This window comes from Embleya sp. L77 (genome assembly GCF_055557415.1).
This window is the reverse complement of record NZ_CM145710.1, coordinates 3,161,150-3,185,097: the sequence shown is the minus strand read 5'-3', so window position 1 is coordinate 3,185,097 and position 23,948 is coordinate 3,161,150. Positions and strand designations below refer to the sequence as shown.

Below are 23,948 nucleotides of genomic sequence, written 5' to 3'. Positions count from 1 at the left end.
AATACGTGGGCATCAAAGGGACCCATTCGATACCGGACGTCGACCGAATGACCGAAGCCGGCGACGAACACGACTTCGGCACGGTGCGGCCCCTAACCGCATCAGTGATCCGGGACGGGTTCGGCTCGAATCAACCCAGCCGCGCGGACTTCGACGCCATGGATTTCCGGACCCTGGAAGCCTTGGACTACGCCCCCAGGTGGAGTGGCCACCGCATGGCTCCTACCGCGACGGCGCCCCGCACGAGATTCCCGGACCACGCCGCAGGAACGTGCCCGCGGCACGGAGTGCCGGGATTGGCCGGACAGGGAGCCGGTCGTCGGGTTCCCCTTCCCGTAACCGCCGCCATCGCCCCAGGACGCCCTGCGAGGTCAGCCGCAGGGGGCGGCGACCTGGACGATCGAACCTTTGTCGTACGGCAAACAAAAGCGGAGCACAGACGTCGCTCCCGCGCCGACACAGCATGGACGACACCTTCACCGACACCCTGACGTCTTCTTCGCCTTCGACATCGAAAGATGAGACGGCGTGGTCGGTGGGAGTCGTTCATTAGGGTGAGCCGCATGGCCCGATCCGGGACACCCGCCCGCAAGCCTGGGCTTGTGATTTATCCACTCGTCCTCGTCAGTGGAACAGGTGATCCGTGGTGATCATCATGCGGAAGACTGTGTGCGTGACGCTTCCTACTCCGCTTGCCGCTGCTGAAGAGATCCACGATCACCTCGTTGATCAGCTCAACCTCGCCTTGCGCCGGCCCGGGATGCACGGGGGCGAGGTGGCTTTCCGGATGCATGCGCAACCCTTGCTCCTCGCAGTGCGTTTCGGCGGCGGCTTGTTCCGCGGATCGTTGACCTTCACCCCCGAGGGCGAGCGGAGAAAGCCGACTGTCGAGGATCCTTGCCTGACTCAGTAGCAGGTCCGACGGCGAGCGCAGGTCACCCACATGGGGATTTCCAGGACAGCGGACCCGCCCCCGGATGCTTCTGGACCTCCAAGAGGTACAGGACTCGACGTGAAGGCCGTGCTGGTGAGCGTGGTGGAACAGGGCGTGCTGGGCGATCCGCTTGCGGAACTGCCACGCTTCCGAGGGGTCTTCTACAACTGCCTGACTGGTAGGCGTGACGCGCTGTTCGAGCTCACCGACGCGGTGCTGTGCACCGATGGACCGGTGAAGACCCTGGTCGGCCTGGCGCTGGCTCCCGAGCACCGGCGCGGGCACGGCGCCCTCTACAGCGCGCTGAACCGAGGCCGCCTGGACGTCGACCGGCTGCGGGCCGAGTTGGTCGGCCTGCCGCTGCCCCGTGCCGCAGGCGGCCGGCTGGTGCCGGCGGTGGACGTCTCGCCGTGGCTGCGGCCCGATGCCGACACGAGCGATGCCCGCTCGTTCTGCCACACCTACGCCGGGGCGACGCCAGGCACCAGATGATCCCGGGCCGGCCGTACTCGTGGGTCGTCGCCCTGGAATCGGGCCGGACCTCGTGGGTCGCCCCGCTGGACGCGGTGCGGCTGCGGCCCGGCGACGACCTCGCCGCGGTGACCGCCGCACAGCTGCGGGACCTGGTCGAGCGCTTGGTCGCCGCCGGCCAGTGGCGCCTGGGCGATTATGCATTTTTCATTATTTCGGGTGAATGGCCTGTTGATCGGGTTCGGGGTGCTGGGACGCTCGTGGTGCAGGCCGGATGTGTCGGCCGGGGGAACCGGGGGGTCGGTGGCGGCTGCCGGGTCACCGGCCGCGCGCGGCGGCGGTGTTCCCCGTCTTCGGTGACGAAGCACGGACAGGAGTCCTGATGGGAATCGTTCTCGGTCGTCTCGCCCGGCTGGTGTGTGCCGGGGTCGTGGCGCTCGCCGCGCCCGCGGTGTTCGCCGCGCCCGCCCACGCCGCGACCACCACGCCCTTGTACTGCAACCTGGTCGGCACCGCCGCCAACACCCCGGGTCTCGACCTCATCGAGGCCCTGCTCAACATCCACATCGCGCCGAGCGCGGAGGTAGGTCTGACCTGCTCCGCGCCGGCCGCGGGCGGGCAGGTCAACTTCTGCGGCCAAACCGTCTTCGGCGGCGGCCTGTTGGCTGTCGGGCAAAGGCCGGTCGGCGGGGTCTGCCCCTGACCGGGGAACCACCGGAGCATCGGACACGCACTCCGCCCGCGCCGCGAGTCCTGGCCCCGGGCGGGGTGCGTCCGGGACCCGAGGCGGTCTGCCGAGCAGCGGTCACACGGTCCTTGGCGTCCTGCCTGCGGCCGGACGTCGGGCCACGTGGGCGGGCCCCCGAGCCACCGCCCGGTCCGGCGACCCGGTCCACCACCTCGGACACCGTCCGCCGGCGCAAGTCGGCGTTCCCGCACCCGCCTTGGCGGTGCACCTGGATCCCCTTGGCCGGTACTCACGCCCCGGCCGTCGAGGCCGGCACCGTCCCCGCGCCCCGATCGACGGACGCGGGAGGCGTGCACCCGCTCGTCCATTCCTCGCGGTCCGGTGGCAGGCGGGGCCGCGGCATCACCCCGCAGGCACGGTGGGCGTGTCTCCGGGTGTGCCGCGCCGCAGCCGCCGGTGCCGCTCGTTCCCGACGGGAGCCGACATGACGTCGCCACGAAGATTGCCTCACGTCCTTGCGATCGTGCTCGGCGGTGTTCTGGCCGCGGTCACCTGTGTGCAGGCCCCGGCGACCGGGGCACCGATCAACGTGGCCGTCGAAGCGCACTACGGTCACACCATCATCGGCTCCGAGGCAACACGGCCAGCGGCTACCTCCCCCTCAAACCGGGCGAGTACGGCTGGCTGGAGAGGGGCCTGGTCACCAAGAAGGTCGTCGGCAACTGGTCGTTCCAGGGCGCGAACCCCTGGAGCACGCCCGGACAGTCCACCGTCCAAGCCGTCGAGCACACCGACGGACAGACCAGCACGCCGGTGATCCTCCGCATCTCGAAGGCACCGCCCCTCACCTGCTAGCAGACCCCTCACACAGGCGCACATCCATCCCACCGCCCGGCCACCCGGTGCTTCCCCGACACCCCGCGCACCGCACGGGGAAGCACCCGAGGCCGCCACCGGACCCGAGAACCCGGCCGTACGCATTGCGGGAACGTTCCCACTCGGCGTACCTCGGCGCGCACCCTCGCCGGGCCCCTCCGTCCGGCCACCGGCTTCCGCGGGCCGGCTCGCGCGGAACGGCACCACCACCGAACCTCACACGGGCCCCGTCGTCGCGCGGATCACCAGCTCAGGGTCGAAGAGAAGCTCCCCCGTCGGGACGTCCCGGTTGCTGACCAGAGCCAGAACGCTGCGGCCCACTTCCAGTGCCAGTCGGTCTCCCGGCTGGCGCACCGTCGTCAGCGGCGGATCCACGAATTCCGTGATCATCGATCCGTCGTAGCCGACGACCGAGATGTCATCGGGCACCGAGCCGCCCTGCCGGCGGATCCCACGGATCGCGCCGAGCGCCATGTAGTCGCTGGCGGCGACGATGGCCGTAACCCCCAGTTGGAGCAAGACATTCGCAGCCGCCTGACCGCCCTCCAGGGTGTAGGACTGGCGGCTGACCCAACGCTCCGGCTCCTCGACTCCCCGTTTGGCCATGGCTTCGATGAAGCCACGCACGCGCCGGTCTGCCGGACGGTTTCCCTTCGGCCCTGAAGCCATGCCGATGGTCCGATGACCCAGCTGGTACAGATGGTCGACGGCCAGCTCCGCGGCCAGCGCGTCGTCGGTGGAGAAGACGGGCACAGGCACGCCGTCGGCGAACTCTCCGTTGATCCCGACATACGGGATGTGCCGGGCCCTGAGTATTTCGTAGGTTTCCGGGTCCGCTCCCTCCACGGTGTTCGATGCGGAGAGGAAGACGACGGCCGCGATGCCCTTGTCGACGATCGAGGTGATGAACTCGCGCTCCTGGACACCACCGGGGAAGGACGGGCAGATCACGGTCTTCAGGCCATGCGGGGCGAGCGCGGACTCGATGCGTTCGGCGACGTCGGCGAAGAAGGGGTTGGACACGTGCTCGGTGATCACGGCCACGAGCTGGCCCTGCACCGGGCGCTCGTAGCCCAGCTCGGCCATGACGCGCTCAACCGCTTCCCTCGTCTTACGCGCGACACCCTGCCGGCGGTTGATGACCCGGCTGACGGTTGCCTCGCTTACGCCCGCGCGCGCTGCGATCTCGACGATGCCGACTTTCATGTCTTCCCTTTTCCAGGTGGTTGATCGTGCCGTTCAGGTGCTGCTCCGAAAACGGACCAGACCCATTCTCGGAACCGGCAGCCTGTGCAGACCGGGCAGGAGAGAGATCCGGGACTGTCTGGTCATACGACCGGTGGGAGCGTGCACCTCGATATCCACTGTCGCTCCGCCGTCCCGCACGTCCAGAACGACATTGTCTGTGGAAGTCGCATTGACCAGTACGGTCTCCGAGAAAACGGTGGGTCGGAGGGGAACGGTCCGCTCGCTGTACACGCTGAGCACGCACCGGCCGTCTGCCACGGCTTCGACCAGCGAGTACAGGTCGTCGGGACGGCCGGGCTCGACGATCCCGTCGAGCAGCTGCGGCCGCAGACGCTGCCACTCGGCCAGCCAGAAGCGCGTGGTCTCGAGCTGTTCCTGGGTCAGCGTGTCGAGTCTGACGGAGATCTGCGGCACCGAGTGCAGCGTACCGATGAGCTGCCGCGCCGCCGCCTCGGCCGACGCCGAGGTGTCCCACAGCAGCATGTCGGAGTGGACCGCGCCTCCCACCGCCAGCAGCGAGGTGTCGATGGTGCGCACCCGGTTGGCTGTCGCGTCGGCGGGGCAGTCGATGGATCTCAGCATGTTCCCGAAGGCCGCCATGCCGGGGCCGACATAGGGCTGACGGAGTTCGAGCAGCACGTCGGGGCGTACGGCTTCCAGCGCGGATCGCAGCTCGGTGAGCAGCTCGGTGAGCGCGTGCCCGATGTCACCGCGGCCGTCACCGGCATAAACCATGGCTTCGTTCAGGAAGTCGACCTTGAGGCCGTCCAGGCCGTAGTCGTTCACCAGGGACACGCACATGCGAACGACGTGGGCGCGTACTTCCGGTCGGCGCGGGTCGAGCACCTTGGCCCCGGGCACCCTGGCAGCGGCCGGCGCGAAACCCGCCCACTCCTTGTAGCACATCGCGAGTGGGCCGAGGAGAAACGGGGCAATCCATGCCATGTATCGAATTCCCCCCTTGCGGACGCGCGCCACGTGCCCGGCGAAGTCGGGAAACTTGTCGGGGTCGGGAACCCAGTCGCCGCACCCCGCATACCCCCGGCCGCTTCCCAGGCTCTGCCAGCCGTCGTCGAGGATGAGGACGCCGCAGCCCAGGCCCGCAGCCAGATCTGCCTGTGTTTCGACCGCGGCCGCGTTCACCTGCTGGTTGAAGGCGTACCAGGTGGAGTAGACGGGGACGCGTGCGGACTCCGGGACGGGCATGGCCGGCACTTCGGCCGCAAACCAGTTACGCAGCTTCCGCATTGCGGCGGCGACCGACTCGGCACGGGGTACGAAGAGCAGTTGACGGGCAGTGGGAGCCGCCGGCAGGTCCAGATGCACGACGTAGGTGTCCTGCTCCTCGGACACCCCGAAGCGCAGGGTCACTTCGGACACCGGGTCGGCCGCGGCGAATGTGAGCATGGTCGCGCCGGCGTAGTCGTAGAGGCACCCCGCGGCGAGCCCGTCGACGAGGCTGACACTGGCCCGGCCTTCCCAGTCCGCCACCAGCGTCCTGTGCCAATCGGCCTGGGGGTGCCAGTAGCCGGCCGCGTCGCCCAGCGGGACGGACAGCCGGATCGTGACCGGCCTCCCCGGCGCGTCGACGCTCAGCATCTTCAGCCCGCCGGGAAGTTCGGACAGGGTCCATGCCGCCTCGGTGCCGGAGGCCAGGACGGCGACGTGCACGGTGTCGAGAAGTGGGTGATACGACGTCTGGACCAGCTCGGCGGTGGTGACGGCTTCGTGGGACAGGATGCTCACATTCACTCCTTGACGGCCCCGGCGAGCAGGCCGGAGACAAAGTGGCGCTGGAGGGCCAGGAAGACGATGACCATGGGGATCGAGGCGACGGCCGTCCCGGTGAAAAGTGCTCCGTAGTCGGTGTCATCCACGCCCTGCAGCGAGGCGAGCGCCACGGGGATGGTGAAGGAGGCGTTGTCTCGCAGCACGATCAGCGGCCATACGAAGTCGTTCCACTGGTACAGGAACAGGAAGATCCCCAGTGCCGCGAGCGCCGGTTTCATGGGAGGCAGGACCACCTTGCAGAAGAGCCGGAACTCTCCGCAGCCGTCCATCCGGCCCGCATCCAGCAACTCGTCGGGGAGGGCCGCCATCGACTGGCGCATGAGGAAGATCCCGAAGGGCAGTGCAAGGTTGGGCATGATGACGGCCTGGTAGGTGTCGAGCCACTGCAGCTCGGCCATCATCTTGAACAACGGCACCAGTGTGACCTGGGTGGGGATGACAAGTCCCAGCATGAGCACACCGAACAGCGCATCACGTCCCTTGAAGCGGTACTTGGCGAATGCGTAGCCGGCCAGCGTGCAGACCGCTCCGGCGCAGATGGTGTAGATAGCGGCGATCAGAGCCGAGTTGAACACGACCCTGCCGAAGGATGCCGTCTCCTGGAGGCTCGCGAGGTTGTCTCCCAGGTGCCCGCCGGGCAGCAGCGGCGGCGGCGAGCCGAAGATGTCGTCGGAGTTGTGCGTGGCGGCGATAGCGAGCCAGTAGAACGGGATGGCGACGGCCGCGAGAGCGATGGCGAGGCCGGACGTCAGCAGGATGCTGTTGCGGCGCCGGCGTGCAGGAGCGAGGCGGCTGAACCCTGTCGAACGGCTCTTCATGCTCTGTCTCCCAGGACACGGAATTGGATCAGCCCGAGGACTCCGATCAGAACCGTCAGGGCGTAGGCGATGGCCGAGGCATAGCCGAAGTCGAAGTACATGAAGGCGTTTTGGTACAGGTACACACCGATGGTGAGCGTCGCGTTGTCCGGACCGCCCTGTGTCAGGATGTAGGGCTCGTCGAAGATCTGCAGGGTGCCGATGGTGGAAAGCACCGTGGTCAGCAGGATCGCCGGCCGCAGGCCGGGCAGTGTCACGTGGCGAAACGTCCCCCAGGCTCCCGCACCGTCGACTGCGGCGGCGTCGTAGAGCTCCGAGGGAATCGTCTGGAGTCTCGCCAGCAGGATGACGGCGTTGTATCCGGTGTAGTGCCAGGTGAGCACCAGACCGAGCGAGATCTTCGCCCAGAGCGGGTCGGTCAGCCAGGGCACCTCGCCGATCCCGACGAGCCCGAGAAGCCAGTTGACCAGACCGTACTTCTCATTGAGGAGCACCGAGAAGATGACTCCGTAGGCCACCAGGCCGGTGACCATCGGGAGGAAGAAGCCGAGGCGGAAGACCGAACGTGCGCGCAGAGTCGCAGAGTTGAAGGCGAGGGCGAGTCCCGTGGCCAGGGCCAGCATGAGAGGGACCTGGATCACCAGGATGACGCAGGTGTTTTCCAGCGCGGTCCAAAAGAGCGAATCACGCAGGAGCCGCCGGTAGTTGTCGGCTCCGACGAAGGTGTCGACGCCCCCGACGCTCTTGTGCAGGCTGAGGACGAAGGACCAGCCGATGGGATAGAGCTTGAAGGCGGCGAAGAGGAGCACTGCAGGCATGACGAACGCGTACGGCGCGACGCGACGTGCGGTCAGCCGTGGTGACGGCGGGCTCTGCGTACGCCGCCGGGTCTGAGCCGGTTCCTGCGGGGGGCGCGGCTGTGCGCCGACGGTGGTCGTCACAGGACCTTGCGTCCCGTCTGCTCCGCCAGTTGCTCGGCGGCCTTCTGCAGTGCCGAGGCGGGATCGGCTCCCTTGAGGAGGACCTTCGTCTGGGCGTCGGAGACGACCTTGAGCGCACGGGCGTAGTCGGCGGTGTAGTTGAAAGCGGGCGAGGGAGCCTTGAGAGCCTCCAGGAAGACCTCTCCCTTCTTCTGGCCGCGGAAGAACTCCGACGGTGTATGGAAGACGAGGTCGTCATAGGCCGTCATCAGGGCGGGGGCGATGCCCTTCCCCTTGTAGATCTGGACCTGCGACTCCGGCCGGGTGAGAACGAATTCGACGAACTTCCAGGCCGCGGCCTGTTGCTTGCTGCTTCCTGCGATGGCGAGGTGTGTGGAGTTCACCGTCGTGGCCTGCGTGCCTCCGCGGGTGACGGCAGGCGGTAGACGTACGCCCCATTTCCCGGCCTCCGCAGGAACCGTCTCCTCGATGATGCCGCCGAACCAGGTCGGCCACGGCAGGACCGCCGCTGTGCCCTTCTTGATCGAGCTGATCAGGGCGTTCCACCCGCCGGCGAGGTCGCTCACCAGTCCCGCGTCATTGAGCTCCTTGATGATCGTCATGGCCTTCACGGCCGCGGGCGAGGCGAGAGTGATGTCGCCGTCGAGGTTGAAGTAGAAGGCCCCCTGCAGCTGGAGCAGCATCTGGAAGAAGTTCGCGGCGTCCGCCTGAGAGGCGGGCTTGTCGATGCCGAGCAGGTACTTGCCGGTCTTCTGTTTGATCTTCTTTCCCGCTTCGAGCGCGTCGTCCCAGGTTTCGAGGGCGGCGGCGTCCACCCCCGACTCCTCGAAGATGTCGGCACGGTAGTAGAACCCGGCCGAGTTGGCCTCCCAGGGCAGGGCGCTGACCCGGTCGCCCTTGGCGGCCACCGTCTGCCACATGCCCTGCGCGAAGGAGTCCTTGTAGTTGGCGGCGCCGAGCTTGCCGAGGTCCGCGAGGCCGTCCGGGAACTTATCGACGTACCCGGGAAGGTAGTCGACGCCGATGTGGAGCACATCGGCGAGACCCGCGCCGCCGGCCGCCATGGCCGTGGTGATCTTGTTCCAGATGGCCGGGTTGCCGATGTCCTGGACGTTTACCTTGATGTCCGGGTACCGCTTGTTGAAGTCGGGGACGAGGGCTTTCAGTTCTGCGGCCGGGCCCTGCCAGCTCCAGACCGTTATGTCACCCTTCTTACCATCCCCGGCGGACCCGGAACCGGCCCCGGCTGTGCCTGTGCCGGAGCAGGCGGTGAGGCCGGCCAGGCCGGCACCTGCGGCGAGAGCCCCACCGATTCCGAGGACCTTGCGACGACTGACGTTCATGACCAGGCCACCTTTGTTCGCGAAATCACGCCCACGTCTGACAGACCGGGAAGCTAGCAACCAGCCATCGTGCTTGCAAGATTCCATTGAAAATTTTCTGTCGTAACCGACAATCAAAGTGCGCAAGAGTCTTGCGAGCGGCTGGAAACCGTGGCTAGTTTCGAGCTGCCCTCACCCATCGATCCAGCCTGGAGCCGCCATGAGACCCTCCCGACCTGCGCGCCTTGCATTGACTGCCGCACTCGCGACGCTCGCGCCCCTCGCTCCCCTGCCCGTCGGCGACTCGGCCGCCGCTGCGGCACCGCGACTCCTCACCGTGACGAATCCCGGCTTCGAACAGGACGCCACTGGCTGGAACTTCACGTCCGGCACCGGTGTCGCCACCAACCGCCCGCACGGCGGCGCAAAGCTGATCTACCTCGACGCGGGGGCGGGCAGGAAGGTCTCCCAGACGAAGACGGTGTCCGCCACGGGTTCCTATGACTTCTCGGCCTGGATCGCCGCGGGCGGAACGGGCGGGACGTTCGTCGTACGCGTCAACGGGAACCCGGTCGGGGCGGTGGCCCTGCCCAGCCGCTCCGGCTACGCGCGGTACACAGTTAGCCGGGTGGCGCTCAGATCCGGTGACACACTGGAGATCGCCTTCGAATCCGGCGACGGGTGGATCAACGCCGACGACGTCATGGTCTCGCCGGCAGCCCCCGCCGACCCGGTCGTCACCTCGTCCGACCCGAAGATCGTCGAGATCTTCGACTGGTCGAAGCACAAGGCGAACAGCTGGGTCCAGCTGAGCGGCACCGAGGGCAGGCTCAACGTCGACGAGGGCAACCCCTCCGGCACCGCGTCGGGCGTCTATGCCCCCTCGTACTGGGCCGGATACTCGCACCGCAGCGGCTACTACTCACGCGACATGGTCCACCAGGTGGCCGGCGCCGCCGTCCTCGGACTGAACCGCGAGAACAAGACGATGCTGCGTTCCTTCGCCGCCTCCGCGACGGCCGAGCACAAGTACTTCCCCGTATGGGCGTTCAACTTCGACGCCAAGACCTACCTCTCGATCGACTACAAGAGCCCGACCAACTACGTCCGGGAAGTCCCCGCGGCGTTCGAACTGGTGGAGAAGGCCAACGAGGCATACCGCTGGAGCGGTGACCGCGCGTACATCGACGACGCGGCGTTCTGGAACTTCTACCGGCACGCCACCGATGAATTCATCAACCTGCACGACGGCGCGAAGCCGAACAGCGTCGCCGAGGGCACGGGGAACGGCATCTTCGCCGGCTCGGCCAGCTACAACGAAGCCGACGACGAGCACCTCGCGGAGGCGGGCGACGCGATCAGCTCCCAGTACCAGGCCTACCTCGCCATGTCGGCACTCGCCACCGACAAGGGAGACAAGGAACTCGCCACCCGGTTCAGCCAGAAGGCCGCCGACCTGAAGTCGTACTTCAACTCGACCTGGAGCGGCAACGGTTCAGGCAGCCGGATGGTTCGGGGATACACCGTCGACGGCCAGGCGCTCACCGGCTGGGGCAAGGAGAACAGCTGGTTCATGCCCATGAAGCAGATCATCGCTCCGGGCGCACGCAACAGCGCCTATCTCGACTTCATCGACCAGCAGGCCGGCGGCAGCGGCGCGCCGGACAACATCGAGGCCATCACCTATCTGCCCGACACGTTCTTCGCCCATGAGCGGAACGACACCGCCTGGAAGTGGATGCAGCAGGTCTACGACCGGCGGAACGAACAGCACCCCGTCGGCAAGCAGGGCACCAACGGCGACTACCCCGAGGTGTCGTACACCTTGGTGAGCCAGACAGTGGAGGGCCTCATGGGCGTCGCCCCCAATGCTCCCAGCCGTGCTCTGACCACACAGTCGCGCCTGCCGACCGGCACCGATTGGCTTCAGATCAAGGACATGCGCATCGGCCGGAACACCTTCGCCCTACGCCATGACGGCGCCACGAAGTCGACGCTCACAAACAGCGCAGGCCCCGACAAGTACACCTGGGAAGCGCGGTTCCGAGGCGACCACGACACCATCGAGGTGAACGGCAAGTCGCACAAGGCCGACACGAAAGTGGTGAACGGTGTGACCTATGCCTACGTCACCGTGACCATCGCTCCCGGAGCGACTGCGACTGCCAAGGTCCGCTGACCCCCTGCCAATCACGGTGACGACCGCCCTGGGGCTCGCCGGGTCCACCGCGAACCGGTCCGGCAGCGCCTCCCGACACACGGCGCAGTCGTCGAGGACCGCGTCCCCAGGCCCAGCGCGAGCAGCTGCTCGCGCTGGGCTCGCCCCGCCCGCGATGGCCGACGCCGCCTCAGCGGCAGGTCGTGCCGAAGCCGGCCTCGTCGGGCAGCGGCACGGCCTGTTCGGCGGGCACGACGGTGAACTCGGCGGCGGCGCCGGTGGGCCGCCCGGCGGCGGCCATGAACAGCCAGACCCGCTGACCGATCCGGCTCCGGTCGACACCCTCACCGACGGCGTCGATGGTGCCGGCGCCGTCGAGGTGCGGGGTGACCTCGGGGAAGCGCTTGGGGTGGCCGGCGCCGGAACGCGCCTGCCAGTCGGTCGGGTTGACCCCGGACACGGCCACCCGGACGCGAACCTCGCCGGGGCCGGGCGCGGGCAGGTCACGGTCGGCGAACCGGAGAACGTCGGGGGCGCCGTTGTCGCGGTAGATGATGGCCTTCATGATCCGTCCTTGGAGCCTGGTGAAGCGGGTTTCCCGGCGTGGCCTGGCGGTTCGTCGGGGCATCCGGCGTGAGAGGTGTGATCGCGACCCGCGGCGATTCCGGTCAGCCGATGGGCACTTCGTTGGAGCGGGACTCGATGGCGTCGAGGGTGGCGAGGGTCGCGGCGTCGAGGGTGATCTCGCCGGCCGCGATGTTGGCCTCCAGATGGGCGGCGTCGGCGGTGCCGGGGGGAGCAGCACTCGGCCGAAGGGGGCGTCGTCGCCGCTGATGTCGGCCCCGGGCGGTGTCGACGGTGAAGGAACAGACGCAGTCGCCGATCCAGAGCAGGCGGGCGCGGGCCAGGGCCTTCGGGTCGAAGCGGGGATCGGCGCCGCGGATCGCACCGCTCCAGGCACCGTCGGGTCGGCGGGCCGGCCGGGCACGGACCTCCAAGCGCCCGGCTTCGGTCATCACCCACGCCCTCGTACTCGGCGTGCGCCGTCGGTCCCACCACCTTCGGCCGGACGCCCCGGCCATCGTCGAGCGACTGAGGTGCTCATTTTCTTCCGGACAGCGATCACCGTTTCGTGCGGCGACAACGCGACCGGACCGACCGGAGTTCACCACAACGGGCGACCCATGAACCCCTCGGCGTCGGGCAGAAACCCCTCGGGCGCGGTGCCGGGTCCTCGGGGAAGAAAGACCCGGCCCGCGTTCCCTCACCAACCGGCACCACGCGCCGCCCGGCCCAACGCGAACCGGCCCCTCGGGACACGGCCGTTGCGACGTCGTGATGCCCCGGCCGAGTTCCGCGCGGCCGGCGAGAGGTCCCGTCCCGGCGCACCGCGCGATGCCGGCCCCACGCAAGGGTCGGCGCCTCGTCGTATCACGTGGCGGCGATCGGGGCCTGCCCGAGGTCACGTCCGCAACCTTCCCTGGACGGCAAGCAGCGGCTCCCCAAGACGCGGCTTTGAACACACCCCATCCAGGACGGGAGGGTCTCAGTCCCGGATGCCGCTCATCCTGGCCTGGTCCAAGGCCTTCCGTCGACGGAGCACCCACCAACACCGCCATCGCGCTGCGCCCGTCCTGCACCGCGTCGACGAGGTCGCCCAGCTTCGCGTCGTGCTCACGGGGTTATCGCTGCGTCGTCGGCAACGATCCATGCCCGGCGATCTTCCGCAGCGCGTGCACCGGGACCCCCGCCCGGCCGCAAGCCCCGCCCCGTCGTCGATCCACCCATACACGGCACGATCCACCGCGCCGTAGGTGATGGCGGTGTGCACCGGCAGACGCCCCAGCCACGGCTTGACCCGCATCCGCCACCCCGCCATATACGGGTCGGTGGGGTCACCGCCGGTCGCACGGATGGGACCCGGGGGTTCACGCCGGAGGAGTGCCGGGAGGCGGTGACGGGCCAGGGCGCTGCAATCCGCGCCGCGTGTGCGCGGATTCACCGTGACAACGCGGGAGAGAGGTATCCACACCGCCGATCCCGAGATCCTGCGCGGAAACGGAAGCGTCCGCCGGCGGGTCGTTCCGGACCGGAAGGGTCGTTGTGCCTACGGACGTTCCGGGTGTGGTGGCCGTGCCGGTGGCCGGCGGCGGCCCAGGGGGATGATCAAAGGGGTGCCCGAGACCGGGTCGTCGATGATTTGGCACGGTAGACCGAAGACGTCCTCGACCAGCTCCGGCGTGACGATGTCGCGGGGTGGCCCGACGGCGAGCACCGTGCCGTCGCGCATGGCGATGATGTGGTCGGCGTAGCGGCAGGCGTGGTTGAGGTCGTGCAGGACCGCGACGAGGGTGTGGCCATCGCGTTCGTTGAGGTCGCGCAGGAGTTCCAGGAGTTCGATCTGGTGGGCGATGTCGAGGAACGTGGTGGGCTCGTCCAGGAGCAGCAGTGGGGTCTGCTGGGCGAGCACCATGGCCACCCATACGCGTTGGCGCTGGCCCCCCGACAGGGCGTCCACCAGGCGCGGCGACAGGTCGGTGGTCCCGGTCGCGGCCAGGGCGTTCAGCACGGCCGTCTCGTCCTCGTCGGACCACTGGCGCAGTAGCTTCTGGTGGGGATAGCGGCCTCGGGCGACGAGGTCGGCCACCGTGATGCCGTCGGGGGCGACCGAGGTCTGCGGGAGCAGGCCCATCCGCCGGGCCACCTCCTTGGCCGGGTAGGACGAGATGGCCTTGCCGTCCAGGTGCACCGTGCCGGCGGCCGGGGTGAGCAGACGGGACAGTGCGCGCAGGAGCGTGGACTTGCCGCACGCGTTGGGGCCGATGATCGCGGTGATCGCTCCGTCGGGGATGTGCACGGTGAGGTCGCGGGCCACGACGCGATCGTCGTACCCGAGGGTCAGTCCCTGTGCCCACAGCCGGGGCGCGGAAGTCGGCGTGGCGGGGTGCGCGCGGGGGTCGACGGCGATGTTCATCGTGGCCAAGTCCGTTCTGCGAAGGAGGGGTTGGGGCTCCGTGGGCGCGGGCGCGGGTGCCGGCGCCGCGAACCGAGGCGGACGCCGGGCGGCCGACCGCTCGCGTCGCCCGGGTCGTCACTGCCGCCGTGCCTCGCCGACCAGCAGCCGAATCAGGTACGCGCCGCCGATGCTGACCGTGACCACCCCCACCGGCAATTGGGTCGGTGCGAACAGGCTTTGGGCGAACCAGTCGCTCGTGATCAGCAGCGCCGCCCCCATCGCGGCCGACGGCAGTATCGTCACCCCCGCGCTGCGGGCGACGCGGCGGGCCAGTTGCGGCGCGGCGAGCGCGACGAACGAGATCGGTCCGGCCGCGGCGGTGACCATGGCGGTCAGCGCGACCCCGGTGACCACGAGGGCGATGCGGGTCGGCTCGGTGCGCACCCCCAGGGCGCGGGCGGCATCGTCGCCCATCTCCAACACCCGCATGCGTCGGCCGAGGATCAGGGCGATCGGCAGCAGGATCGCGAACACGACGGTCACCGGGCGCACTTGCTGCCAGCCCAGGCCGTTGAGCGAGCCGGCTCCCCACACCGCCGCCGCCATCGCGGTCTCCAGGTCGGCCCTGACGATGACCCAGGTGTTGACCGACGCGAGCAGCGCGCTGATGCCGATGCCCACGATGATCAGCCGAAAGCCCTGGATTCCTTGCCGGTAGGCCAGCAGGTAGACCAGCGCGGCGGTTGCGATGCCGCCCACGAGGGCTCCACAGGCGACCTGGTAGTAGCCGCCGTGGGCGAGCATGATCACCATGAGCGCACCGGTGTTGGCGCCGGTATTGAAGCCGATGATGTCCGGGCTGCCGAGCGGATTGCGGGTCAACGACTGGAAGATGGCACCACTGACACCGAGCGCGGCACCGGCGAGCAGGGCCAGCAGGACGCGAGGCAGTCGCCATTCGATCACGACCATGTGCACCTTGGCGGGTACGTCCGTGAACAGTGCCTCGGTCACCTGGACGGGCGAGAGCGAGTACTCCCCCGTGCCCAATGCCAGGACGGCGACGGCGGCCGTGACGACGAGCAGCACCACACACGCGACGCCGGCCCGGACGTCCAGGCGCAACGACACACGTCCGTCGAGGAGCCGGATCACCCGGACCGCGCGCCCGAAGTCGATCGCCGCGCGCGTTCCGGGGCGTACGCCCGCCCGATCCGCCTCCTTGTCACCGGCGTCCGGGCCGGCCGAGCCGCGGCCCGGCGCGGTGGGCGGCGACGCGGGAGTGGACGTGGACGACGCGGCGCCCGGCAACGGCGTGATGGGCGAAGTCGGCAACGGGTCCGGCGACTTCACAGTCCGCTCACCTTCTGTCGACGCACCAGGGCGATGAGCACGGGGACGCCGACGAACGCCGTCACGATGCCGACCTGGAGTTCGCCCGGGCGCACCACCAGGCGGCCCAGGACGTCGGCAACGAGCAACAGGATCGGCGACAGGACCAGGGTGTAGGCCAGGATCCAGCGCTGATCGGGGCCGGTGATCCAGCGCGCCACGTGCGGCACCATCAGGCCCACGAAGCCGATGGGTCCGGCGACCGCGGTCGCGCCGCCACACAGCAGGGTGATCGCGATCACCGACGACACGCGGGTACGGGTGATGTTCACCCCGAGCGCGCGGGCGGCGTCGCCGCCGAGGGCGACCGCGTTGAGCGCACGGGCCACGCTCGCCGCCACCACGAGTCCGATCAGCAGGAAGGGGGCGACCTGCGCGATGGTGTCCCACTGTCGTCCGGCGATGGAGCCCGCCGACCAGAAGCGCATGCGGTCGAACGTGGTCGGATCCAGCAGTGTGATCCCGGAGCTGATCCCGCCCAGCACCGCGCCCAGCGCCACGCCCGCCAGGGTCAGCCGCACCGGGGTGGCGCCGCCGCGACCGCGCGAGCCGATCGTGTACACCGCGACGGTGGTCACGATCGCGCCCAGGAACGCGAACCAGATGTAGCCGCGCAGGTCGGTGATGTCGAACACGGCGATCGCCAGGACCGCCGCGAACCCGGCACCGGCGTTGACCCCGAGGATGCCGGGGTCGGCGAGCGGATTGCGGCCGACCGCCTGGATCACCGCTCCGGCGACGCCCAGCGCCGTGCCGACGAGCACCCCCAGCAGGGTGCGGGGCAGCCGCAGGTCACGGACGATCACGTGGTCGTTGGAGCCGTCGTAGTGGAACAGCGCGTCCCACACGGTCGGGAGCGGGATGTTCTTCGACCCGATCGCGACGCTCAGCAGGATCACGAGTACGAGTGCGGCGGTGGCCACGATCAGCCACAGGCCGCGACGCACGGGCGAGTCCGCCACCGGCCCGCGCTCCGCTTTCGCGTGCGTGGGAGCGGCCGGAGCCGCCGAGGCCGCGGCGGTGTCCGTGCCCGCCGAAACCGCCTCGCCCGGGGCGGTGTCCCGGACGGGTCCGACCGGTCCGACGCGTCCAGCACGTCCGGCAGGCTCGGCAGCGTCGACCCTCTCGACCGGCGAGCCGGACCCCGCGGGCGCGATCCGCGCGCCCCGTGGTGCGTTCACAGCCCGACACCCTCCAACGTGGCCTCGACCTCGTCGAGAATGTTCTCGATCTCCTCCTCGGGCTGCTCCTCGTGCACGGCGTCGAAGGCCGTCTCCAAGCGCCGCTTCACCTCGGGGTCGAGGCCGGCGTACCGCTCGCCCCACTCCTCCGCGTTGTGCGTCCAGTAGCCGACGACCTTGTACATCCGGGCGGGCAGCCTCAGTTCGTGCCGCACGTGGCGGCGGATCTCGCGCATTGCACGGGTCTCGCCCGCGGCCCACACGTAGCCGGGGCCCTCGGGCAGCGTCAGCGAGAGCAGCGCCTGGGGCAGCCGACTGGGCGCGTCGCCGTTGCCGCTGCCGTGCAGCCAGACGTACTCGACGTCGGCGGCGCTGTCGAAGACCTGCTCGTGGCCGGTGTCCGCGACCTCGACGATCACCCGGGCCCGTGTTCGGGCCGGGAGTTGTTCGACGAGTCGGCCCAGCGCGGGCAGGCCGGTGGCGTCGCAGGCGAGGATCTGCCAGACGGTCTCGGCCGGTGGAGCGTACAGGCCGCGCGGTGTACCGATGCCCACCCGGTCACCCGGCCGGGCGGCGAGTGCCCACGCACTTGCCAGGCCCCCGTCGTGGACGACGAAGTCGATGGTGACCTCGCCGCGTTCCGCGTCGAAGCGCCGCACCGTGTAGCGCCGGGTCTGCGCGTAGCGGTCGGCCTCGTCGGCGCCGTTCCCGGCCTCTCGGGGACTCGCGCCCGTGTTCTCGTCGGACGGTATCGGTTCGGTGGTGTCGGGGAACGGGAAGTGCAAGCGCAGGTATTCGTCGCCGACGCCGGTGCTCTCGAAGGCGCGCAGTCCCTCGCCGCCGAACACGATCCGGATCATGCCGGTCGTCAGGCGGGAATGTTCCAGCACCGTTCCCCGGTGCAGCGGGTCGTTCATCACGTGGTCACCCCAACACCTTCGCGGCGGATACGAGTTCGTCGAGCAGGGCCGTCGCGGTCAGGACGAGGCCGGCGGTGGTGTCGTAGTTCAGCGGTACGACCCGCCCGGCCCGCACGGCGGGCAGCCGCTGCCACGTCTTGGCCTGCGTCGCCGGCGCGTCGGGGTCCTTCCAGATGATCAGGTCCGCCGGTGCGAAGACGTCGATCTGTTCGGGACTGTAGAAGTCGTTGAACGGCTTGTTCGGGTCACGGTCGGGCTGATGGAACATCACGTCCATGCCCAACTCCAGTGCGACACTCAGGTAGAAGCTGCGCCTTTGCACCCAGAAGTCGGTGTCGTCGGACCCGCCGATGAGCACCTTGCGGCCCGCCAACAGGGGACCGACCTCGGCTCGGGCCCGGGCCAGGCGCGCGTCGTAGTCGGCGAGCAGTCGGCGGGCGAGGTCGCCGCGCCCGAGCAGGGTCAACTGCTCCTGGCTGTAGCGGCGCCAGAACGGGCTGAAGCCGCCGCTGACCACGAGCACGGGGGCGATGTCCTGGGTCAACAACTTCTTGTCCTGGTAGAACTTCCACCAGTCGGCGCCGACCACCAGCAGATCCGGTCGCTGGGCCAGGATCGCCTCGGCGTTGGGCTCGCGGACATTGCCCTGCAACACCTGGAAGTTCGCGGGCAGCCGGTCGGAGAGGTGGTTGCGGCCGTCGATGCGGTAGCCGCCGATCATCGGATATCCGGCCATGGCGGCGAACTCGACGCCGGTGCGCGGATCCAGCACGATCACGCGCCGGGGATCGACCGGGATTCGCGTGCTGCGGCCCTCGTAGGAGAAGTCGAGGGTGGTCGCGGACGGTGGCGCGTCCTTCGTCTTCTCGGTGCCGCCGCACGCGGCGAGCAGTGTGCTCAGCGACAACATCCCCGCGCCCAGCGCGAATCGACGTCGGGTCAACTCGCCGCCGACGCGGGTCCCTCGCGTGTCGCCCGCCCCGGGGCGGGCGGGCGTCGGTTGGGTGTGGGTCGAGGTGACGGTCGCGCTCATGCGTACAGCTCCGCGGCGCGGGCGAGCACGTCGAACACGATCCCGCGGCCGCCGAGCCGGTCGGTCGGCCGTGGCCGTGGTCGGGCCGGTTTCGCGTCGTAGGCGGCGATGTGGGTGCGCGCCTGTTCCCCGTCGGGCATCGTGATGCTCTCGAATCGGGAGCCCGCGCGGGCGCCGGGCATCCACGCTTTGCGCGAACCGATCACCGGGTGGCCCGCGAGCAGGGCGAGTTCGAGGTCCCTGCGGCCCACGGTGGTGACCGCCCGTCGGGGTGTGCGGGGAAGGACGCGGTCGGCGCCGCCGTAGGTGTGGTGGATCGTGTCGCCGGCCGTTCCGGCCGGCTCGGCGGCGCCGTCGGAGGTGCCGGCGCACGCGGCGCGCAGCCCCGCCGGCACCGGCACGCCCGCCCCCGAGCCGAACCGAAGCCGGGTCGGTCCATGGCCGACGCGTGCCTGTTGTGGGTCGCCGAAGAGGGCGTCGGGCGGTCGCGGCGGGGTGCGGCGCAGCGGGGGTGCGGTCGTCGGCATCGGCGTCTCCGGGGACAGGAACCACGAGGGGAAGATTAGGTAAGCCTTGCCTATGAATACGCGAGGTGATCTCATCCCGCAACACCCGATGTCGGGCACACGCCAGACCTTGTCGCGAATCGGACACCGAACGCCGCGCCGGCCGATTCGAGCCATGGTCCGTCCGTTTCGCGCGCGACCGGCACGGCCGCGTCACTACCGTCGGCTCCCATGCCCGCACCCACCGTCCCGCCGAAACTCCCTGTTCACTCAGTCCCGTCCGGCCTTCCCGGTACGTCCGTGACCTCGCGCGCCGTGTTGCGGTACGCGCTCACCGGCGATCGACGGGGTCGATATCTGGTCGGCGCCTCCGTGGGCCTGACCGGTCATCAGGTGGCCGAGGCGGCCGTCCCGGTCGTCGTCGGTGTGGTGATCGACCAGGCGGTGGCCACCGGCGACGCGGCCGCGCTCGGGCGCTGGCTGACCGTGCTGGCCGTAGTGTTCGTCGGCCTGTTGTGCTCGTGGCGCTTCGCCGCCCGCGCCGCCGCCCGCGTCACCGAGTACGGCGCCCACGACGTGCGGATGGCCGTCGCCCGCCGGGCCCTGGACCCGCACGGCACGACGCCACGACGGATGCCCGGCGAACTCGTGGCGCTCGCCACCTCCGACGCGCAGACGGTGGCCCGGTTCACTCACACCCTCAGCAGCAAACTCGCGGCAGCCGCAGCCATCGTCACGGCCGCAGTCGCGCTCCTGGTGATCTCCGTCCCGCTGGGCCTGCTGGTCCTGCTGGGCACGCCACCGGTGCTGATCGCGATGCAGTACCTGAGCCGCCCGCTGGAACGGCGCAGCGAACACGACCACGAACTCGCCGCCCGCGCCGGTGCCGTCGCCACCGACCTGCTCACCGGACTGCGCGTCCTGGACGGCATCGGCGCCCGCTCCGAGGCCGCCCGCCGCTACCGCCGCGACAGTCGCGCCGCACTCGCCGCGACGCTGCGCACCGAACGCGCCCAGGCGTGGTACACCGCCGCGAACACTTTGCTCACCGGCGGCCTGTTGGCGCTGATCGCCCTGGTGGGCGCGCACCTGGCGGCGCGGGGCCGGATCACCGTGGGCGAGTTGGTGACCGTCGTGGGTCTTGCCCAGTTCCTCCAAGGCCCCCTGGTGGACGTCGCCTATTTCGCCTCCGGCCTGGGCCGCGCCCGCGCCTCGGCACGCCGTGTCGTGGCCCTGCTCACCACGGACCCGGCGGTGGGCCCGGGCACCCGCACACCCGCGAGCGCGGACCCGGGGCGGCCGGTCGGGCATGTCCGCGCGGACGGGCTCGGCGTCGGCGGCCTGATCGACGTCGGCTTCGTGGTCGAGCCCGGCGAGTTCGTCGGCATCGTCACCGACGACGCCGGGCACGCCGAAGCGCTGGTCGACGTCCTCGCCCGGCGCCGCGACCCCGACGCCGGCGCCCTGTACCTGGACGGCATACCCGTGGCCGAACTCGATCCCGACGACCTACGCCGAACGGTGATCGCCCCACCCCACGACGCCGCCCTGTTCGCGGGCACCATCGCCGACAACGTCGGGGTATCGGGGCGGGCCGGGCCGCAGGCGGTCCGAGCCGCGCTCGCCGCGGCCTGCGTGGACGAGGACATCGCGGCCCTGCCCGCCGGCCTCGACACCACCGTCACCGAACAGGGCCTGTCCCTGTCCGGTGGGCAGCGCCAACGCCTGGCCCTGGCCCGCGCGTTGGCCACCCGCGCCGCGGTCCTGGTCCTGCACGACCCCACCACCTCGGTCGACACCGTCACCGAGGCCCGGATCGCCGCCGGCCTGCGCGCAAACCGGGTCGGCCGCACCACGATCGTGTTCACCACGAGCCCGACCCTGCTCGCCGTATGCGACCGGGTGGTGGTGCTCGCGGCCGACGTCACCCGCGGCACCACCGGTACCCACGCCCAACTGGCCGCCGTCTCGCCCGGCTACCGTGAACTGGTGCTCGCATGACCCGTCACGCCGACCCGACACCCGAACCACCCCTGCTTCCCGTCGCCGACACCGCGCAGACCCGACACGCCGCCCGACACCTGCTGCGCCCGCACGGCCGCCGGGCCCTGGCCGCGGTCGCCCTGCTCATCACCTCCACCGCGATCGGCCTGGCCGGCCCGCTCGTCCTGGGCCGCATGATCGACGCCGTCGACCGGCACGGGTCCGACGCCGGATCGCGCGTCACGGTCTCGGCCGGCCTGCTCGCGGCCATCGCCCTCGCCCAGGCCGTATTGGGCGCGATCAGCCACTATCTGGTGGTCAGGGTCGGCGAGAGCATGGTGGCCGACCTGCGCGAGGACGTCCTGGGCCGGGCACTCGACCTACCCCTGGACGACATCGAGCGCACCGGCCGCGGCGACCTGGTCGCCCGCGCCGGCGGCGACGTACGCGTGGTCGCGGACGCCGCCGCCGAAACCGTCCCGGTGTTCACCACGGCGCTGGCCACCATCGTGCTGACCCTGATCGGCATGGGCACCCTCGACTGGCGCTTCGCCCTCGCCGCCCTGGTGGCCGCGCCGATCCAGATCGGCGCGCTGCGCTGGTACCTGCGCCGATCCGCACCGGTGTACCGAGCCGAGCGGATCGCCGAGGGACAACGCGCCCAGCGCCTCCTGGACGCCCTCGGCGCGGTGGACACCGTCACCGCGATGCGACTCGGCCCGGCCCACCTGGACGCCGTCGCCGACCGCTCCCGCGCCTCGATCGACCTGAGCCTGACCGCGACCCGGCTGCGCACCCGCTTCTTCGGCCGACTCAACGCCGCCGAACTCGTCGGGCTCGCCTCGGTACTCGCCGTCGGATTCCAGTTGGTCCGCTCGGGCACGGTCTCGATCGGCGAGGCGACCGCCGCCGCGCTGTTCTTCCACCGCCTGTTCAACCCCGTCGGCTCCCTGCTCGCCGTCTTCGACCAACTCCAGGAAGCCGCCGCCGGCCTGGCCCGACTCGTCGGGGTCACCCTGCTCCCGCGCACCGAAGAGCCCACCCACCCGCCGACGCCGCACGACGCGTCCCTCCACGTGCAGCACGTCTCGTTCGCCTACCCCGACGGTCCCGACGTGCTCGCCGGGCTCGACCTGTGGATCGCGCCGGGCGAGCGGGTCGCCCTGGTGGGCACGACCGGCGCGGGCAAGTCGACCGCCGCCGGGCTGATCGCCGGCGTCCGCGCACCACGCGCCGGCACGATCCGCCTCGGCACGGTGGGGCTCGCCGATCTGGGCCGCACGGCCACCCGTCGGCAGATCGCGGTCGTCACCCAGGAGGTACACGTCTTCGCCGGCACCCTCGCCGACGACCTGCGGCTGGCCCGACCGGACGCGGACGACGCGACGATCGCACGCGTCCTCGCGACGGTCGGCGCCGACGGGTGGGTCGGCGCACTGCCCGAGGGCACCGACACCCGCGTCGGCGCCGGGGGCCACATCCCGACCGCCACTCAGGCGCAACAACTCGCGCTCGCCCGGGTCCTGCTCCTGGATCCGCCGATCGTGGTCCTGGACGAGGCGACCGCGGACGCGGGCAGTACCGGCGCCCGCACCCTGGAGGCTGCCGCGTCGGCGGTGCTCGACGGGCGCACCGCGATCGTGGTCGCGCATCGTCTCCGGCAGGCCGCGACCGCGGACCGGGTGATCGTCCTGGATCACGGACGGATCGTCGAACAGGGACGGCACGACGATCTGGTGGCGGCGGGCGGGCGCTACGCGAGACTATGGCGGGCCTGGTCGGCGCCCGCAGAGGGCCGGGTGCCCGCCACAGGTGGGGTGCCCGCCGCAGGTGGGGGGTCGCAGACGCTTCAGGCGCCTGCGGCGGATCGTACGCCGACGGGACGGGGCTCGATGTCGTCGTCGTCGCAGACGAGCCCGGAGTAGTGACCGGGTGTGCGACCGGTGACCCGGCGAAAGACCGCCACGAACGCACTGGGACTGTCGTATCCGACCCGACGGGCGACGACCGAAACCGGCAGACCGGCGGCCAGATACGTCAACGCCGCGCGCACCCGCGCCTGGATGCGCCACTGCACGAAGCCCATCCCGGTGTCCGCGGTGAACACCCGGGTCAACGTACGCCCACTGCACCCCGACCACCGCGCGAACTCGTCCAGCCCACGCGGATCCGCCGGCCGGGCCACCAATGCTCGAGCCACGGCCAACGCGCGCGGATCGCGGGGCATCGGCACGTCCACCGCGGCCTCCTCCAACGGCTGGAGCATGTCGAAAACCACCCGCTCCGCTCGCGAGCGCGCGGCGAACGGCATGTCGTAGCGCCGCATGTGCAACAACACCTCGCGCAGCGCCCCGTACATCGGCACCAGACCGGGCAGGTCGCACGCCCACTCGGGGGCGAAGACCTCGGTCCTGAAGTACGTCGCGTAGAAGTCGGTGCCGGGCCCGGTCGTCACCTCGTGCTCCGCGCCGGCGGGCACCCACAGCCCCACGGTGGGCGGCACCACCCATGTCACCCCGTCGACCACCGCGGTGACCGACCCCACGACGCCCCACAACAACTCGTGGTCGAGGTGGCGATGCGACTCCCACGTATGACCGCCCGGCCGCACCTCGCGCCCCAACCGCGACGTGCTGACGGCATACGGCGGCTCCACCTCGCGCGTCGGGCCGCCGCCCGACCTCGTGACCTGCTGCACGGACCGCACTATACCGGCGGCAATTTAGGGTC

Annotated in this window: 19 protein-coding genes and 1 pseudogene; 6 read left to right on the top strand and 14 right to left on the bottom strand. The window is 70.2% G+C overall.

The features are described 5' to 3' along the window. The first annotated feature begins 643 nt into the window (after positions 1–643). The 3 genes and pseudogenes from ACZOOI_RS43355 (at position 644) to ACZOOI_RS43345 (ending at position 2,108) form a co-directional block, all read left to right on the top strand. Positions 644–913 (top strand): hypothetical protein, encoded by a 270-nt coding sequence (locus ACZOOI_RS43355; protein WP_465282317.1) that lies wholly within the window; start codon positions 644–646, stop codon positions 911–913. A 114-nt stretch (positions 914–1,027) separates the two neighbouring features. Continuing rightward, positions 1,028–1,620: pseudogene (locus ACZOOI_RS43350) on the top strand (transposase); the annotation flags it as partial. Positions 1,621–1,787: 167 nt separating this feature from the next. Beyond that, complete coding sequence (locus tag ACZOOI_RS43345) at positions 1,788–2,108, top strand: hypothetical protein (RefSeq protein WP_465282316.1); 321 nt, start codon at positions 1,788–1,790, stop codon at positions 2,106–2,108. Positions 2,109–3,185: 1,077 nt separating this feature from the next. On the opposite strand, the gene ACZOOI_RS43340 is transcribed toward ACZOOI_RS43345, so the two are convergent. The 5 genes from ACZOOI_RS43340 to ACZOOI_RS43320 form a co-directional block, all read right to left on the bottom strand. After that, a complete protein-coding gene (locus ACZOOI_RS43340; protein ID WP_465282315.1) occupies positions 3,186–4,175 on the bottom strand; it encodes a LacI family DNA-binding transcriptional regulator in 990 nt (329 codons plus the stop codon). Between the two features lie 33 nt (positions 4,176–4,208). Further along, positions 4,209–5,963: a glycoside hydrolase family 36 protein gene (locus ACZOOI_RS43335; RefSeq protein ID WP_465282314.1), complete on the bottom strand. Its 1,755-nt coding sequence runs from the start codon at positions 5,961–5,963 to the stop codon at positions 4,209–4,211. 2 nt (positions 5,964–5,965) lie between these two features. Next, positions 5,966–6,826, bottom strand: coding sequence for a carbohydrate ABC transporter permease (locus ACZOOI_RS43330; protein ID WP_465282313.1), 861 nt, complete (start codon positions 6,824–6,826; stop codon positions 5,966–5,968). After that, positions 6,823–7,635 (bottom strand): carbohydrate ABC transporter permease, encoded by an 813-nt coding sequence (locus tag ACZOOI_RS43325; RefSeq protein WP_465284166.1) that lies wholly within the window; start codon positions 7,633–7,635, stop codon positions 6,823–6,825. The genes ACZOOI_RS43330 and ACZOOI_RS43325 overlap by 4 nt, the downstream gene beginning before the upstream one ends. Before the next feature lie 128 nt (positions 7,636–7,763). Continuing rightward, complete coding sequence (locus tag ACZOOI_RS43320) at positions 7,764–9,110, bottom strand: ABC transporter substrate-binding protein (protein ID WP_465282312.1); 1,347 nt, start codon at positions 9,108–9,110, stop codon at positions 7,764–7,766. A gap of 316 nt (positions 9,111–9,426) precedes the next feature. On the opposite strand from ACZOOI_RS43320, the gene ACZOOI_RS43315 reads away from it, so the two are divergent. Beyond that, positions 9,427–11,268 carry a carbohydrate-binding protein gene (locus tag ACZOOI_RS43315; protein ID WP_465282311.1) on the top strand — a complete coding sequence of 614 codons (1,842 nt, stop codon included), beginning with the start codon at positions 9,427–9,429 and terminating at the stop codon, positions 11,266–11,268. Positions 11,269–11,437: 169 nt separating this feature from the next. On the opposite strand, the gene ACZOOI_RS43310 is transcribed toward ACZOOI_RS43315, so the two are convergent. The 8 genes from ACZOOI_RS43310 to ACZOOI_RS43275 all read right to left on the bottom strand — a co-directional run bounded on the left by ACZOOI_RS43310 (position 11,438) and on the right by ACZOOI_RS43275 (position 19,256). After that, positions 11,438–11,812, bottom strand: coding sequence for an alcohol dehydrogenase catalytic domain-containing protein (locus ACZOOI_RS43310; protein WP_465282310.1), 375 nt, complete (start codon positions 11,810–11,812; stop codon positions 11,438–11,440). A 103-nt stretch (positions 11,813–11,915) separates the two neighbouring features. Continuing rightward, entirely contained in the window at positions 11,916–12,263 is a 348-nt protein-coding gene (locus ACZOOI_RS43305; RefSeq protein WP_465282309.1) for a hypothetical protein, read from the bottom strand. Between the two features lie 1,091 nt (positions 12,264–13,354). Further along, a complete protein-coding gene (locus ACZOOI_RS43300) occupies positions 13,355–14,221 on the bottom strand; it encodes an ABC transporter ATP-binding protein (RefSeq protein WP_465282308.1) in 867 nt (288 codons plus the stop codon). A gap of 117 nt (positions 14,222–14,338) precedes the next feature. Further along, positions 14,339–15,556, bottom strand: a complete 1,218-nt coding sequence (locus tag ACZOOI_RS43295; RefSeq protein WP_465282307.1) for a FecCD family ABC transporter permease — start codon at positions 15,554–15,556, stop codon at positions 14,339–14,341. Next, positions 15,553–16,557, bottom strand: coding sequence for a Fe(3+)-siderophore ABC transporter permease (locus ACZOOI_RS43290; protein ID WP_465282306.1), 1,005 nt, complete (start codon positions 16,555–16,557; stop codon positions 15,553–15,555). The genes ACZOOI_RS43295 and ACZOOI_RS43290 overlap by 4 nt, the downstream gene beginning before the upstream one ends. A 215-nt stretch (positions 16,558–16,772) precedes the next feature. After that, complete coding sequence (locus ACZOOI_RS43285) at positions 16,773–17,693, bottom strand: siderophore-interacting protein (RefSeq protein ID WP_465282305.1); 921 nt, start codon at positions 17,691–17,693, stop codon at positions 16,773–16,775. A 7-nt stretch (positions 17,694–17,700) separates the two neighbouring features. Beyond that, positions 17,701–18,729, bottom strand: coding sequence for an ABC transporter substrate-binding protein (locus tag ACZOOI_RS43280; RefSeq protein WP_465282304.1), 1,029 nt, complete (start codon positions 18,727–18,729; stop codon positions 17,701–17,703). Continuing rightward, positions 18,726–19,256 (bottom strand): hypothetical protein, encoded by a 531-nt coding sequence (locus tag ACZOOI_RS43275; RefSeq protein WP_465282303.1) that lies wholly within the window; start codon positions 19,254–19,256, stop codon positions 18,726–18,728. The genes ACZOOI_RS43280 and ACZOOI_RS43275 overlap by 4 nt, the downstream gene beginning before the upstream one ends. 279 nt (positions 19,257–19,535) lie before the next feature. Here ACZOOI_RS43275 and ACZOOI_RS43270 point away from each other — a divergent pair, with 279 nt between their 5' ends. Then, positions 19,536–21,236, top strand: a complete 1,701-nt coding sequence (locus ACZOOI_RS43270; RefSeq protein WP_465282302.1) for an ABC transporter transmembrane domain-containing protein — start codon at positions 19,536–19,538, stop codon at positions 21,234–21,236. Continuing rightward, a complete protein-coding gene (locus ACZOOI_RS43265) occupies positions 21,233–23,143 on the top strand; it encodes an ABC transporter ATP-binding protein (RefSeq protein ID WP_465282301.1) in 1,911 nt (636 codons plus the stop codon). Before ACZOOI_RS43270 ends, ACZOOI_RS43265 begins: the two co-directional genes overlap by 4 nt. On the opposite strand, the gene ACZOOI_RS43260 is transcribed toward ACZOOI_RS43265, so the two are convergent. Beyond that, positions 23,068–23,916 carry a helix-turn-helix domain-containing protein gene (locus ACZOOI_RS43260; protein ID WP_465282300.1) on the bottom strand — a complete coding sequence of 283 codons (849 nt, stop codon included), beginning with the start codon at positions 23,914–23,916 and terminating at the stop codon, positions 23,068–23,070. The genes ACZOOI_RS43265 and ACZOOI_RS43260 overlap by 76 nt on opposite strands. Positions 23,917–23,948: the final 32 nt, after the last annotated feature.